At 44.8% G+C, this 13,952-nt stretch carries 19 protein-coding genes; 12 read left to right on the forward strand and 7 right to left on the reverse strand.

Annotation, left to right across the window (positions count from 1 at the left end; genetic code table 11):
- Positions 1-88 precede the first annotated feature (88 nt).
- A complete protein-coding gene (gene melR / locus J4N37_RS11840) occupies positions 89-1,099 on the forward strand; it encodes a transcriptional regulator MelR (protein ID WP_252040998.1) in 1,011 nt (336 codons plus the stop codon).
- Positions 1,100-1,176: 77 nt separating this feature from the next.
- Here the strand turns inward: melR and J4N37_RS11845 are convergent, their stop codons facing one another.
- Both J4N37_RS11845 and J4N37_RS11850 read right to left on the reverse strand, forming a co-directional pair.
- Positions 1,177-2,079 (reverse strand): Dyp-type peroxidase, encoded by a 903-nt coding sequence (locus tag J4N37_RS11845; RefSeq protein ID WP_252041000.1) that lies wholly within the window; start codon positions 2,077-2,079, stop codon positions 1,177-1,179.
- Positions 2,080-2,121: 42 nt separating this feature from the next.
- Entirely contained in the window at positions 2,122-2,607 is a 486-nt protein-coding gene (locus J4N37_RS11850) for a DUF2919 domain-containing protein (RefSeq protein WP_038886646.1), read from the reverse strand.
- Between the two features lie 145 nt (positions 2,608-2,752).
- Between J4N37_RS11850 and J4N37_RS11855 the strand changes: the two genes are divergently transcribed.
- Both J4N37_RS11855 and J4N37_RS11860 read left to right on the forward strand, forming a co-directional pair.
- Positions 2,753-3,106 (forward strand): DUF2956 domain-containing protein, encoded by a 354-nt coding sequence (locus tag J4N37_RS11855; RefSeq protein ID WP_143692805.1) that lies wholly within the window; start codon positions 2,753-2,755, stop codon positions 3,104-3,106.
- Position 3,107: 1 nt separating this feature from the next.
- Positions 3,108-3,446, forward strand: a complete 339-nt coding sequence (locus J4N37_RS11860; protein ID WP_088880490.1) for a DUF4156 domain-containing protein — start codon at positions 3,108-3,110, stop codon at positions 3,444-3,446.
- A gap of 37 nt (positions 3,447-3,483) precedes the next feature.
- Here the strand turns inward: J4N37_RS11860 and J4N37_RS11865 are convergent, their stop codons facing one another.
- A complete protein-coding gene (locus J4N37_RS11865) occupies positions 3,484-3,771 on the reverse strand; it encodes a winged helix-turn-helix domain-containing protein (RefSeq protein ID WP_010449652.1) in 288 nt (95 codons plus the stop codon).
- 246 nt (positions 3,772-4,017) lie between these two features.
- On the opposite strand from J4N37_RS11865, the gene J4N37_RS11870 reads away from it, so the two are divergent.
- From J4N37_RS11870 to J4N37_RS11885, 4 genes are read left to right on the forward strand one after another with little or no spacing between them, the layout of a single operon-like run.
- Complete coding sequence (locus J4N37_RS11870; protein ID WP_252041002.1) at positions 4,018-4,368, forward strand: ArsC family reductase; 351 nt, start codon at positions 4,018-4,020, stop codon at positions 4,366-4,368.
- An 18-nt stretch (positions 4,369-4,386) separates the two neighbouring features.
- Positions 4,387-5,523: a succinyl-diaminopimelate desuccinylase gene (gene dapE / locus J4N37_RS11875; RefSeq protein ID WP_010449656.1), complete on the forward strand. Its 1,137-nt coding sequence runs from the start codon at positions 4,387-4,389 to the stop codon at positions 5,521-5,523.
- A gap of 36 nt (positions 5,524-5,559) precedes the next feature.
- Entirely contained in the window at positions 5,560-6,258 is a 699-nt protein-coding gene (locus J4N37_RS11880) for a M15 family metallopeptidase (protein WP_182026966.1), read from the forward strand.
- Complete coding sequence (locus J4N37_RS11885; protein ID WP_010449659.1) at positions 6,255-6,458, forward strand: DUF2897 family protein; 204 nt, start codon at positions 6,255-6,257, stop codon at positions 6,456-6,458. The genes J4N37_RS11880 and J4N37_RS11885 overlap by 4 nt, the downstream gene beginning before the upstream one ends.
- Before the next feature lie 60 nt (positions 6,459-6,518).
- Here J4N37_RS11885 and bamC read toward each other — a convergent pair whose 3' ends face one another.
- Positions 6,519-7,535, reverse strand: a complete 1,017-nt coding sequence (bamC, locus tag J4N37_RS11890) for an outer membrane protein assembly factor BamC (RefSeq protein WP_045389980.1) — start codon at positions 7,533-7,535, stop codon at positions 6,519-6,521.
- Positions 7,536-7,583: 48 nt separating this feature from the next.
- Positions 7,584-8,462 (reverse strand): 4-hydroxy-tetrahydrodipicolinate synthase, encoded by an 879-nt coding sequence (dapA, locus tag J4N37_RS11895; protein WP_010449663.1) that lies wholly within the window; start codon positions 8,460-8,462, stop codon positions 7,584-7,586.
- Positions 8,463-8,868: 406 nt separating this feature from the next.
- Here dapA and J4N37_RS11900 point away from each other — a divergent pair, with 406 nt between their 5' ends.
- Both J4N37_RS11900 and bcp read left to right on the forward strand, forming a co-directional pair.
- Positions 8,869-9,411, forward strand: coding sequence for a glycine cleavage system transcriptional repressor (locus tag J4N37_RS11900; protein ID WP_010449664.1), 543 nt, complete (start codon positions 8,869-8,871; stop codon positions 9,409-9,411).
- A gap of 19 nt (positions 9,412-9,430) precedes the next feature.
- Positions 9,431-9,901, forward strand: coding sequence for a thioredoxin-dependent thiol peroxidase (gene bcp / locus J4N37_RS11905; protein WP_252041004.1), 471 nt, complete (start codon positions 9,431-9,433; stop codon positions 9,899-9,901).
- 64 nt (positions 9,902-9,965) lie between these two features.
- Here bcp and J4N37_RS11910 read toward each other — a convergent pair whose 3' ends face one another.
- Positions 9,966-11,036, reverse strand: a complete 1,071-nt coding sequence (locus J4N37_RS11910; RefSeq protein ID WP_010449668.1) for an AI-2E family transporter — start codon at positions 11,034-11,036, stop codon at positions 9,966-9,968.
- Position 11,037: 1 nt separating this feature from the next.
- Positions 11,038-11,274 (reverse strand): sulfurtransferase TusA family protein, encoded by a 237-nt coding sequence (locus J4N37_RS11915; RefSeq protein WP_010449670.1) that lies wholly within the window; start codon positions 11,272-11,274, stop codon positions 11,038-11,040.
- 269 nt (positions 11,275-11,543) lie between these two features.
- Between J4N37_RS11915 and bepA the strand changes: the two genes are divergently transcribed.
- Genes bepA through wrbA form a run of 3 tightly spaced genes read left to right on the forward strand, consistent with a single transcriptional unit; the run spans position 11,544 to position 13,938 of the window.
- Positions 11,544-12,998, forward strand: a complete 1,455-nt coding sequence (gene bepA, locus J4N37_RS11920) for a beta-barrel assembly-enhancing protease (protein ID WP_171357168.1) — start codon at positions 11,544-11,546, stop codon at positions 12,996-12,998.
- A 16-nt stretch (positions 12,999-13,014) separates the two neighbouring features.
- The gene (gene arsC / locus J4N37_RS11925; protein ID WP_138942671.1) at positions 13,015-13,365 is read left to right on the forward strand and encodes an arsenate reductase (glutaredoxin); all 351 of its coding nucleotides are present in this window, start codon (positions 13,015-13,017) and stop codon (positions 13,363-13,365) included.
- The gene (wrbA, locus tag J4N37_RS11930) at positions 13,366-13,938 is read left to right on the forward strand and encodes an NAD(P)H:quinone oxidoreductase (RefSeq protein WP_010449676.1); all 573 of its coding nucleotides are present in this window, start codon (positions 13,366-13,368) and stop codon (positions 13,936-13,938) included. It abuts the gene before it with no gap.
- Positions 13,939-13,952 lie beyond the last annotated feature (14 nt).

Genomic DNA, 13,952 nt, shown 5'->3' on the forward strand with positions numbered 1-13,952 from the left:
AGAGTAATCGGTGTTTTTGAAGCTGTTCTGAGTTTTGTTTCAACAGATTTAGTACAAAGAACTTATACAGTTTTCTAAGAGGTGGGCGATGGCGAAGGTAGAGTCCAAGGCAGAGTTAGATACATTGAAAGTCGTGATTCAAGATAAGTATTCTTCCGAAACGGTTTCTGTAAGCCCACTTTCGCTGTACTCATCCTATGAAAAAATCGATATCGAGCTCAGGCCGCCCCACTCTATGCCGGGTTATCACTGGCACGGACAAGTAGAGGTAAACATTCCTTTCGGGGATGATGTCGAGTACATCATTAACGGCAGTCCAATAGTGGTGAAAGCAGGCTCGATAGGATTGTTTTGGGCGTCAGTGCCTCATAGGCTCACCGCCCCGGGCAAGAGTCATAATATGGGGATCATCAATATTCCGATTCACCACTTTATGTCTTGGACGCTCAATCGAGACTTCGTCAATCAGATCACTCATGGTTGTGTGTTGCAATCAAACGCCAGTTCATTAGTCAGTGAATTTGAGTTAGCGCGTTGGGCAGAAGAAATTAGTCACCCTTCAGAAAGCCGTCAGCAATTAGCGATAGATGAGATTGGACTCATGTTAAAGCGAATGTGCCTTGATGGCTGGGAGCAACTGGTCATCAATCGACAAGAGAAGTCGACCAAAAAAGGCGTCTCCAAACACTCACAGTTTTACGTCAGTCAAATGCTGGAATACATTGCCACCCATCATAATCAGCCGATTACGATAAAAGACATTGCAGAGCACATTGGGCTGCATACCAATTATGCGATGAACGTATTCCAACGAACCATGCAGATGACCATCAAGCAATACATAACAGCGATGCGGATTAACCACGCCAGAGCACTGCTGAGTGATACCGACCGGACAATATTGGACATAGCCTTAACGGTAGGTTTTAACTCGAGTAGCCGTTTCTATGAGACTTTTCAGAATTATATTGGTGTGACACCAACGCAATATCGTAAGAAATCACGCGAAGATCATCGCTGGAGCAGCCACAGTAGCAGCCCACTTTACGAACTAGAGAAAGGCGCCATTGATGGCAAAAGGCCGCTGACGGTCAGTTAGTCTTATCAGGCAAGAATGAGAAGAAATAAAAAGGCAGATCACTCTGCCTTTTTCGATATGTAGGAGTTGGCGAAGCGTTACTTCACTGCCAATTCCGCTAGCATTTCTTGTGAAGGAGCGAAGAAGTACGCACCTGTCACCGCTTTAGTGAAGCGGAGCAGTTGGTCAGTCTTACCATCAGTCACGCCGTACATGCTCTCAAGCATCACTTTGATGTTGTGGATAGTGTTGCAGTAAGAGATAAACAGCAGACCGTGTGCGCCCGTTACTGTGCCGTATGGCAAGCTGTGACGAACGATCTTAAGGCCTTTGCCTTCTTCTTTGATGTCCACACGACCTACGTGAGAAGCGGCTGGAACATCTTCTAGCTCGATAGAATCTGGCTTAGTACGGCCAATTACTTTCTCTTGTGCAGATACGTTCAAACGGTTCCATGCAGGAAGGTTGTGCTCAAAGCGTTGAACCATCACGTAGCTACCACCAGCGAAAGCACCGTCTTTGATCAATGCAACGTCAGCACGTGCGTCGCCTTTCGGGTTCTCTGTGCCATCAACGAAATCCGTCATGTCACGAGCATCTAGGTAACGGTAACCGTAAGTTTCGTCGACGACTGTTACATCTTCTGCTGTATCCACTAGGAATTTACGCAGTACATAGAAGTGCAAATCGTGACGAGTTGAGTGGCAGTGAATCAGTACATCAACATCAGATGCAGGCGCAATCACGTCGCCTTCACCCAGCTCAGGGAAGTCGATCAACTCTTCTGGCATTTGCATGTTTAGGTGCTGCCAAAAAGACTTAGTGAATGCGATAGAAATCGTTAGGTCTGCACCTGGTTGGCTCGCATTTAGCTCATTTACTAGCTCAGGTAGCGCTTTCAGTTTCGCCAGTACGTTTTCACGGTTTTGGTTCACTTTTAACTGAGTGTAAAGTGCAAATGGTCCTGCTTCAGGCACAATCGCCGTTTGAGCTTGTGACATTGAGATATCCTCTTTATAGCCCCGTGCGGGAAATTTTTGTTCTTAATTTTTTGATGGCTGTTCTTCTTTGTGCTCAATCTGTGGCACGTTGAAGCAGTCTTTCACCCATCTTCCATTTAGAAGATAGATCATAAACCAAGTTAACAGGGTAATTGTGAGCGCGTTTGCCCAGTTGAATACACCATGTTCGAGGTAGACATGATACATGGTCTGAGCCAATTGAATACCGCACAAGATCAAAGTCATAGCACGACCATGTTGAGTAATTTGATTCACCCAGCCTCTATCCGGATGGCGCAAGCCCATCAGCCACATCAGTAACAAGCTTGGAATACCCATCGATAGGCCGAGATATAACGTATTAGAGTCAGGGTAAACAATCGCTAATATCTTGCTACCACTGTCTCTACTTACTCCTGCCATGGCAAACACCACCCAAGAGCGTGCTAGGAACATCCAACCTAGCCATAACATAATTGGCGCTTTCAAAAATCCATGAGCGTCGTACTGATCAAATGAGTAACGCACAATATCGTCTTCTTAGTTTCATAAAAACGCCACTTTAACTGATCGCTTAAGAGTTGCAACCCGGCAAAGATGAGAACTAAAGTTCATTTCGTCATCTTACGCAGGTAAACTAGGTTAAGGTTTACAGTGACGTCGATAAAAAAGCATGAAAAAGAAAAACACAACAGCACCCGTTCCTTCTCAAGAAACCCAAACTGAAGCGATGAAAATAGCTAAATCAACCCAAAAGCCTGGCCAGACCAAAGAGCAGACTAAACTGATCGCTCAAGGGATTGAAAAAGGCATTGCTCAGTACAAGAAACAACAGAAAGAACGCAATCGACAAGCCGATAAAGCAAAGAAAAAGCAACAGAGAGAAAAACAGCGTCAACTCGATGACGTAGTTGAACAAGAATCAGCAAGTATTGAAGCGCCAACGAGCAAACCTGCCGTATTACCTTGGGCATTACTGATACTGAGCTGGATTGGTTTTGCCGCTTACATCGTGATGGGGAAATAATATGCGACATTATGTGATGATAGGGTGCATCGCATTGGCATTAACAGGCTGCTCTGCACCCTCAACCTTGCCAAGTGAAACAAGCTTTGACGTGGAAATTCGCATCGACAACCAATTTAACCCTGAGCAATGCGAGTATTTAGGTGAGCTCACCGGCAGTGAAGGTCACTGGTACAGTTACCTGTTCTTTACCAATGACGCCATGATGCAAGGCGCGATGATCGATCTTAAAAACAATGCGGCGAAACTCAATGCCGATACGGTTTATATGATATCACCGCAAGACTTTACCACTTCATTTAGCGTCTTAGGGACTGCATATCAGTGCCAAAATAGATAAGATTGTTCAGATACAAAAAAAGCCAGCTGTTGCTGGCTTATGCACGAAATCCAAGACTAGTAGCGATATCTTTCTCTCGCTCAAGAACCCATTGACTATCAAAAGGCCCCCAGTCAGAAAGCTGGTAATAACCGTCATTGTGACGTCGGCCATCTTGAACAAAAATCAGTTCAATGCCGATCCCCGGTAAAGCCTTAAGTACATCTTGAATAGTACGACGAGGCCACCCCGTTTTTTCGATTAACCTAGGCACATTTGGCCTTTCTAGACTTTCGACCAGTAAGGCTAAATACAGCCGCCTTGCAAAAACAGGACTCAATTCCATTGACACCTCCTAAAATTGTGCTGATTCATTATTTCTTTTTTGCACAGTAATTTGTTGAGGTTGATCAATAACTCGCCCTTTCCCAGCAATTTCTCCCTTATTTTTTTCAAGAAGTAAATTATTCATCTCATCATTTTGTCAGTTTCGTTGCTTCTTGGTAGGATGCGTTAACAACTCAATGAATAAATAAGCCACATTCAAGTAATTGGCTCGGAAAGAAGAAAGTAAGACTCAAAAGGACACATTATGACGATCACCATGTTCGGCATCCCAAACTGCGACACTATTAAAAAAGCGAAGAAATGGCTTGAAGCGGAAAGCATTACATTTGATTTTCATGACTACCGTAAACAAGGTGTCGATGCAGCAATGGTTACTGAATTTTGTAATGCACTAGGTTGGGAGCAAGTACTGAACAAACGTGGTACAACTTTCCGTCAATTGACTCAAGAACAAAAAGATTCTCTTAACGAAGAAAACGCAATCGCGCTGTTAGTTGAAAACCCAGCGATGATTAAACGTCCCATCTTGAAAGTTGAAGACCAACTTCATATTGGTTTCAAAGCAGACCAATACGCGACCATTTTTAACTCTTAATTAAAGGAATAATCAAGGATGACAGACAGTCCAGTACTGGCACTCGCTAAAGACCTGATCAGCCGCCAATCCGTAACGCCTGAAGATGCAGGCTGTCAGGAAGTGATGATCGAGCGATTAAAAGCGCTTGGTTTTGAAATCGAAGTGATGGTGTTTGAAGACACAACAAACTTCTGGGCTCGCCGAGGCACACAAGCACCGCTGTTTGCTTTCGCTGGTCACACTGATGTTGTGCCTGCGGGCAAGTTAGAGCAATGGGATACGCACCCATTTGAACCAACGATTGTAGATGGTTACCTTCACGGTCGTGGCGCCGCTGACATGAAAGGCTCACTCGCTTGTATGGTGGTGGCAGTTGAACGGTTTATTGCAGATAACCCAGACCACAAAGGCTCGATCGGCTTTTTAATCACCTCTGACGAAGAAGGCCCATTCATCAACGGCACCGTTCGCGTAGTCGAAACCTTAATGGAACGCGGCGAGAACATCGATATGTGCATCGTTGGTGAACCTTCAAGTACTGAAGTGGTTGGTGACGTAGTCAAGAATGGTCGTCGTGGCTCCATCACTGGTGACCTAACCGTACACGGAACACAAGGCCACGTTGCCTACCCTCACCTTGCTAACAACCCAGTTCATCAATCTCTATTGGCAATCCACGAGTTAGCTACCACAGAGTGGGACCAAGGGAATGATTACTTCCCGCCGACAAGCTTCCAGATCCCGAACGTTTCAGCAGGTACTGGCGCGTCTAATGTGATTCCAGGCGAGTTTAACGTTCAATTTAACCTTCGTTTCAGTACTGAATTGAGCAACGAAGTGATTGTTCAACGTGTGACTGAAACGCTGGATAAGCATGACTTAGATTACGATCTAAAATGGACATTCAATGGCGACCCGTTCTTAACGGATACTGGCGCATTGCTAGACGCAGTGGTTGCTGCAGTTGACGACGTGAACAGCACTAAGCCCGCACTTCTCACAACTGGCGGTACGTCTGATGGTCGCTTTATCGCGCGTATGGGCGGTCAAGTGGTTGAGCTTGGCCCTGTCAACGCAACGATCCATAAAGTGAACGAGTGCGTGAAAGTCGATGACCTAGAGAAATTGACCGACATGTACGAAAACACTCTGAAGCACCTGCTAGCAAAATAGATTTTCATCGAACACGTAGTATTTAACGAGAGCACCATGACACCAGAGCAACTTACCGGAATCACCGATTCGCATCTTCAATCCACGTTGGTGGGGCAAAAGGCGTTTATGCTTCACCCAGAAGTCGTCGATGATTTGTTGAAGATGATTGAAGCCGCAACCGAGGCTGGCTTTAAGATGGAAATTGCCAGTGGCTTTCGCGACTTTCACCGTCAAAAAGCCATTTGGAACGGTAAGTTTTCTGGTGACTTAAAGATCTTAGATTCCCACTCTCAGCTTTTAGAAAAAGCGATGCTCAGTGATGAAGAAAAGCTAATGGCGATTCTACGTTGGTCTGCCCTACCCGGTGGCAGTCGCCATCATTGGGGGTGTGATTTTGATGTCTATGCGCGTAACTTGTTGCCGCCAGAAACGCAATTACAGCTAGAACCATGGGAATACTTCGAAGGTCATCAGCTAGCTTTCTATCAATGGTTAGAAGCCAACCTAGATAGCTTTGGCTTCTTCTTCCCTTACCAACAAGATTTGGGTGGTGTGGCTATTGAACCTTGGCACATCAGCCATAAATCGGTTGGGCAACAATGCTTGGCTCATCTGACACCTGAAGTACTGAGAAAGCAGTTAATTGAGCAAAATCAGATCGACAGCATTGCAGGGATTGACGTCATATTGAATAATTTGGATAAGGTCACTACCAAATTCATTCACAATATCACTCTGCCGGAGGCTCTATGATAGAAATACTAACCAACCCTTGGGTCATTATCATCATAGTGGTCAGCATAGTGGTTGGTAATATAGCTGCGTTAAAGTACACCGCAAAAATGAAGTTTGGTCAGATGGATAAGGGCCGTAAGAACGATTTAGACAAGTTGAACGAACTTGATAAACAACGTTACGGAGACCAAAAGAAAGAAAACGATGAATCTCGTTGAATTCGCACGTTGTGGACAGAAATAAAAAAGGGACCTTCAGGTCCCTTTTCTTTGTCCGAGTTATTGCTTCGCGACTGCAGCTAAAACTGGAGCTAAAGACTTCAAAAACTCTGCTTCGACAGGCTTGCCCGACGAATTGGTAACATTAATCGACGTTCGGTTTCCTAGGTCACCAAATAGGAAAGTATATTTACCTGCGTCTAAATCGATTGGTTTCACACCAATATCATTCCAAAATGCGTCATCAGGTGATGCATATCTTGCTTCAACCGTACCTTGTGATTGACTACGACTTTCAATCGTGAAGCCAATTTTTGGAAGTAACTCAGGCAACCGTTGCCATAATACGTTGTACTGTGCACGAGCGATAATAACAGGCAGACCACTACGATCGGTTCCCATCGTAATTGGAATTTGTTTTACTAATTCCTGTGCTTTTTTCTGTGCGTCTTCACGAACTTGTTGATCGTAACGAGCTGTAACCAAGTTGGTCATCAACACATTGTAACGTTCACGATTAGTGCGTGAGACTTCCTTAACCTGCTCGCCTTCTCGCCAATCAACCAAGTTAACTTTAAATCCAAAGCGGTTGTTAGCTTCAAAACGAGAAATATCGTAGCGACTGCCGATTTCCATATCTTCATCCGCTGAATTCCAAGTCACCCAACCCGTTTCAATTAGGTTTTCGCTCTGTTTCTCTACTGGAATCTGATTTGTCGAAATCATATTTTGGACGGTTTGCCAAACAAGATCGAGCTCGTCTTTGCGAAGTAGCCATAGGGTAACCTCACCATTGCTACGTTCCAAGCGCGCACCAGGGATCAGCTCTAGCACTTCTTGTGGGGGACGAATATCAACAGCCTTACCAATGCCACCCTCAAAATTGCCCTGAGGAATGTCATAGTTTGGATAAAACTGAGGCTGAGCATCGGCAGGCATATTCCATTCTGATAACGACTCAGTATTCAAATATTCGAAGTCATCTTTTGCTTGACGACGCTGGTTGGCACCACCTGAACAGGCAGTCAATACAAAAACAGCCAGTGAACTCATCACTAACTGGCTAGAAAGCTTCATCTATACTCCTAAAAACTGAGAGCTCTCGCCCTCAGTTATACTTCAATCCTAGTAAATACCGGCGTCTGTTAGCGCCTGTTCCAAAATCGGCTGCGACTTTTCAGAAAGTGGTGTCAAAGGAAGACGCAAACTGCCGTCACCGATCAAGCCTAGCTTAGTGGCTGCCCATTTTACCGGGATAGGGCTTGATTCGATAAATAAGTTCTTGTGCAAAGTCATCAAACGCTGGTTGATTACTTCAGCCTCTTCAAACTTACCGTCTCGTGCTAAGTGGAACATATCTGCCATGTCTTTCGCAGCGATATTATTCGTTACAGAGATAACACCATGACCGCCCAGCTTCACAAACTCTAAGCCAGTCGCATCATCACCACTTAGTAAGATAAAATCTTCGCCACAAAGTTCACGGTGAAGTGCAATTCGGTTCAAATCACCCGTCGCGTCTTTCAATGCGACGATATTATCAAGCTTTGACAAGCGTGCCACTGTCTCAGGCAACAAATCTACCGCTGTACGCCCAGGTACATTGTATAAAATAAGAGGTACATCACTTGCTTCAGAGATCGCTTTGTAATGTTGGAACAAACCTTCTTGAGTTGGCTTATTGTAATAAGGCGTAACACTTAAGAAGCCTGTAATACCTGAATCTGCAAGTAACTTACTGAATGTGACTGCCTCATGAGTTGCATTTGCACCTGTGCCAGCAATCACTGGGATGCGACCGTCGGCAAACTCTACCGTTTTATTTACGACCTTCACATGCTCTTCAATCGTTAGAGTCGAAGACTCTCCCGTTGTGCCTACCGCAACAATACCGTCAGTACCCGCCTCAACGTGATACTCAACCAGCTTTTGCAGACCATCGAAATCTACTTCACCATCTGGCTTAAATGGCGTGATCAACGCTACGATACTTCCTGAAAACATGTCTATCTCCCTCATTTAACTCTTTCTGCATGGTACTGTAATGCGATTAACAAACACAAGTGTGTATAGACGCTTACAAAGTACAAATGAATGAATAATTATCAGTTGTTAGAGGTTTAGCAAGATTCTTTTGCTCAACTCTGGGGGTTCGCTCAATTCTCGAGCTTCAACGATAATCGTTGCAGCCTTTATCCCCTATGGGATCGGCACCTATTTAGCCCGCGGAATATACTCGCAGTTTTCTTCGTCACGTCAGAGTTAAGTGAAATTATCTCGTCCAGAAAGTAGACGATAATATTTCGCTTACAAAGCAAACAGTCGCGCCTAAAAAAGGAACCAACTCGACATTTCTAATGCTTATCTGTGCTAACATCACTCTATTGAAGAAAGGACAAGAAGCTCATATATGACGCAACATCTGGTACTTACAGCAGTTGGAACGGATCGCCCAGGCATTTGTAATCAAGTAGTCAAACTGGTCACACAAGCTGGCTGTAACATCGCTGATAGCCGAATCGCTATCTTTGGTAATGAATTTACATTGATCATGCTGTTGACAGGCAACACCAACAATATCACTCGAGTCGAAACGCAATTACCTCTACTCGGGCAAGAGCATGACCTTATCACTATCATGAAGCGAACATCCGCACATGAGTTATTAGACAACTCATATGATCTTGAGGTCTTCATCGAATCAGAAGACCGAATGGGTTTGACGGAAAAGTTCACCCAGTTTTTTGCCGATCAGAACATTGGTCTTAACTCACTAAGCGCTCAAACTATTAGTAAGTCTAAAGTTCAACTAGATGCTGACCAATTCCATATTGCAATTACAGCGTCTGTCCAAGCCGACTGTAACCTTATGCAGCTTCAAGAAGATTTCGATGAACTTTGTAACACGCTCAACGTACAAGGTTCTCTGAATTTCATAAAAAACAATCTATAAATAAGTAAAGGACATAACAATGAATACGCTGACAGCAGGCACGCCAGCGCCAGCCTTCTCTTTGCTCGACCAAGACGGTAACACTGTTACTCTCGATGATTTTAAAGGTAAGAAAGTTCTGTTTTACTTCTACCCGAAAGCGATGACTCCGGGCTGTACCACTCAGGCAAAAGGTCTGCGTGATGTAAAAGCAGAGCTAGACGCACACAACGTTGTAGTATTGGGCGTAAGTATCGACCCAGTGAAACGACTTGGTAAATTCATCGAACGCGACGAACTAAACTTCACACTACTGTCTGACGAAGACCATGCAACTGCTGACCAGTTCGGTGTGTGGGGCGAGAAAAAGTTCATGGGTAAAGTCTACGATGGTCTTCACCGCATTAGCTTCCTAATCAACGAGGAAGGTGTGATCGAACACGTTTTCAACAAGTTCAAAACCAAAGACCATCACGAAGTGGTTGTGAACTACTTGAAAGAAAACGCGTAAGCCTAGCTTTCAATCAAACATCAAAAAGCCCAGCAGTCGCTGGGCTTTTTATTGGATTCGATTTCTATTCTTGTATTGGTTCGCTTTCTTCTGTACTTGGCAGTGCGTTCCACACGGCTTTGACAAGTGTCGCCAAAGGAATTGCAAAGAATACGCCCCAGAAACCCCATAAACCACCAAACACCAATACCGCAACAATAATTGCTACTGGGTGAAGGTTCACCGCTTCGGAGAATAGTACCGGTACTAAAACGTTGCCATCAAGCGCCTGAATAATACCGTACGCCACCAGCAACCAGTAAAACTGTGGAGATAATCCCCACTGGAACAAACCAACAATCGCAACGGGCACAGTGACCGCTGCCGCACCGATGTATGGGATCAGAACCGATAGCCCAACCGCTACCGCTAACAATGCAGAATAACGCAGGTCTAAAACTGCAAACGTGACGTAACTCACTCCACCGACGATAAGAATTTCTAGCACTTTACCGCGAATGTAATTCGAGATCTGTTCATTCATCTCGTGCCAGACTTTATTCGCCAACTTGCGATTCTTTGGCAGGATGCCACTGGCCATACTCATCATCTCTTCTTTGTCTTTTAACAAGAAGAAAACTAATAGAGGTACAAGGATCAAGTAAACCGCTAAGGTTGCAATGCTCACAAGTGACGCAAGTGAGCCCTTCACAACACTTTCACCTAAGCCGATTGCTTGGTTTTTAGCGTTGGTTACAACCGTCTCAACAATTTGCAAGTTTGCTAGCTCTGGGTAACGCTCCGGTAATGTGGAGATGAACTTCTGCAACCCTGTATACATGTTCGGAATATCATTGATTAGGTTACCAACCTGAGTCCAAATAGTCGGTACCAATCCGAAAACCGCAATGAGCATCAAACCGATAAAGACAAGTATCACCGTGATAACTGAAAAGGTTCGCGGAATACCAAAACGGCACATTTGTGTGACAGGCCATTCAAGGAGATATGCAAGAACGATCGCTACCAGTAATGGTGCAATTAAGTGCCCGAAAAAATAAATAGTGATAAAGCCGAACAATAAAATCGCGACTAGGCTCACGGCATGTGGGTCTGAAAAACGTCGCTTATACCAACGACTTATCATCTCAAGCATCTTATGATGATTCCTTATTAAATACGGTCAAAGTGAAGTACTCTGGTAATGCGTGACACTGCACTTCATACCCTTGATTGCGTAAATACGTCACTATGTCTCGTTTAGAGCTATTATCCACAACTTGAATCACAAGCTGTTGATACTGGGAAGATTCTCCCTGAAATACTTCAGCAGCGTGACGTTTAGCAAGTAACAGCGCCATAGGGCAGCGTTGCTCACGCAAATCAAGTAACATGGATTCCATTGTATTGCTCTGCACTTATGATAGGGTTGTATTGTAACGGCTTTTTGAGCTGGTGCTAGTGATTTAAGCCTAAACGACAATGACTTCTAATTAACAATTAAAAGTTATGTGTGTGACAATTTACGAAACCAATTCGTTTATCTTCGGTCTTATTGCTAGCATATTCATCCGACACGGATGACCATAAAACATGGTGGCGTTGCAGAGAGGAACTCAGCTCCCAACCCATGTTTCGGTATTTTGGAGAATCTTTAAACCGTATGTTAAAACGCACTCGCTCGCTAGTTTGTTTATGCCTTGCTGCTGCATTAAGTACACCAACGCCTATTTACGCCAATAGTCTCGACCTCCCTGATATTGGTACCGCAGCCGGTGGCACTCTGACGATAGATCAAGAGTTGATTTATGGTGACGCTTACATGCGTATGCTCAGAGCCAGCAGTCCGATCGTTAGTGATCCTGTGATCAACGAGTATATTGATACGCTAGGACACCGACTGGTCGCTAATGCGAATGATGTAAAAACACCGTTCCACTTTTTCATGATCCGTGATCGCAATATCAACGCTTTTGCCTTCTTTGGTGGTTACGTTGCCCTGCACTCAGGGCTATTTTTACACGCTCGAACGGAGAGTGAGCTCGCATCGGTGGTTGCTCACGAGATTGCGCACGTAACACAACGTCACCTTGCACGAAGCATGGAAGAACAAGCTCGACGCTCTCCAGCAACGCTAGCTGCTTTGGCAGGTGCACTGCTCATTGCGATTGCAGCGCCAGAAGCAGGTATGGCAGCGATTACCGCAGCTACCGCAGGGAATATGCAGAGCCAGATAAACTACACGCGCTCTAACGAGAAAGAAGCAGATCGTTTCGGAATCTCAACGCTGGCGAAAGCTGGGTTTGACGTCCAAGCAATGCCACGTTTTTTTGGTCGACTTGCAGATGAGTATCGCTATGCAAGTAAACCACCACCGATGTTACTAACTCACCCATTACCTGAAGACCGAATCACCGACTCTAGGGCTCGAGCACAAGCCTACCCTCCAATGCGAGTTATGCCATCGCTCGATTATCATCTTACTAGAGCACGCATTGTGGCTCGCCACGCGGGTATAGACGGCGAAGCTGCTATGGGATGGTTTGAACGTACACAGAAGAAAGCAACGGCAGATTTGATTCCTACATTTGAATATGGAAAAGCGCTTGTCCACCTAGATAATAAGCGCTTAGACAAAGCCGAAGTATTGCTTAACAAATTACTCAAGCAAGACCCATCTAACCCTTTTTATCTTGATGCGATGACCGATTTATATATTGCTCAGAAGCACCCAGAAAAAGCGATTGATATGTTATCAAAAGCGCTAAAACGATCGCCGCACAATAAAGTTCTCACCATCAACTATGCAAACGCTTTGCTTGAAGCAGGTAAAGACAAAGAAGCAATTAAAATACTGCAGCGCTATACACATGATAACCCAGAAGATACCAATGGTTGGCACCTGCTCTCCAAAGGTAACATTGCCTTAGGGAACAGCGATGAAGATTTAGCTTCGCGTGCAGAAATTCTTGCATTGCGCGCGAATTGGAACAAAGCAATTCAATATTATAGTGAAGCAAGTAAAATTGCCGAACTGGGAAGTTTGAAACAAGCTCGATACGACGCACGTATCGACCAACTGATGATCCAAAGAGATCGATTCATGGCATTACAATAACGAAATGGAGAAAACCATGTCAGTCGTGATTTATCACAACCCTCGTTGCTCAAAGAGCCGTCAAACTCTAGAACTGCTAGAGCAAAATGGTGTGACACCGGAAGTGGTCAAATACCTTGATACACCGCTTAATGTTGAACAACTGAAAGCACTTTACGTTCAACTTGGTTTCTCTTCTGTACGCGAGATGATGCGCACAAAAGAAGACATTTACAAAGAGCTTGCGTTAGGTGAGGCATCAGTCTCAGATGAGCAGCTTTTCGAAGCGATGGCGCAAAATCCTAAACTGTTTGAGCGCCCTGTAGTGGTTGCCAACGGTAAAGCGAAGATCGGTCGTCCACCAGAGCAAGTGTTGGAAATTCTATAAATGGATTGCCAGATCCTCATTTTGTATTTCAGCCGTCATGGCTCAACAAAACAGCTGGCAAGACAGATAGCAAGAGGGGTCGAATCGACTCCTCATTGCGAAGCGATTTTGCGTACAGTTGAAGAATTGTCACCTCACTCACATACCCCTTCTGATCCAATTGTTACTCTAGATGAACTGAAGCATTGCGATGGCCTCGCGTTTGGTAGCCCAGTCTGGTTTGGTAATATGGCAGCGCCGCTTAAGCACTTTTGGGATCAAACGACACCTTTGTGGGTGAATGGGGACCTTATCGATAAGCCAGCCTGTGTGTTTACCTCATCATCTTCAATGCACGGTGGTCAAGAGACGACTCTACAAAGCATGATGACCCCTCTTTTGCATCATGGCATGATGGTGTTAGGTATCCCTTACTCAGAGCCTGAACTGCACACCACGCAATCCGGTGGAACGCCTTACGGGGCAAGCAGTGTAGGACACGAACCAAGTCTTACAGCAGAAGAGATTCGTCTCGCACAACAATTAGGAAAACGACTGGCGACCGCAGCACAAAAGCTCAAAGGAAGTCAGTAAGCTCAAGGATAAGT

It is taken from the genome of Vibrio sp. SCSIO 43153 (assembly GCF_023716625.1).
In the GTDB taxonomy this organism is placed as follows: domain Bacteria; phylum Pseudomonadota; class Gammaproteobacteria; order Enterobacterales; family Vibrionaceae; genus Vibrio; species Vibrio rotiferianus.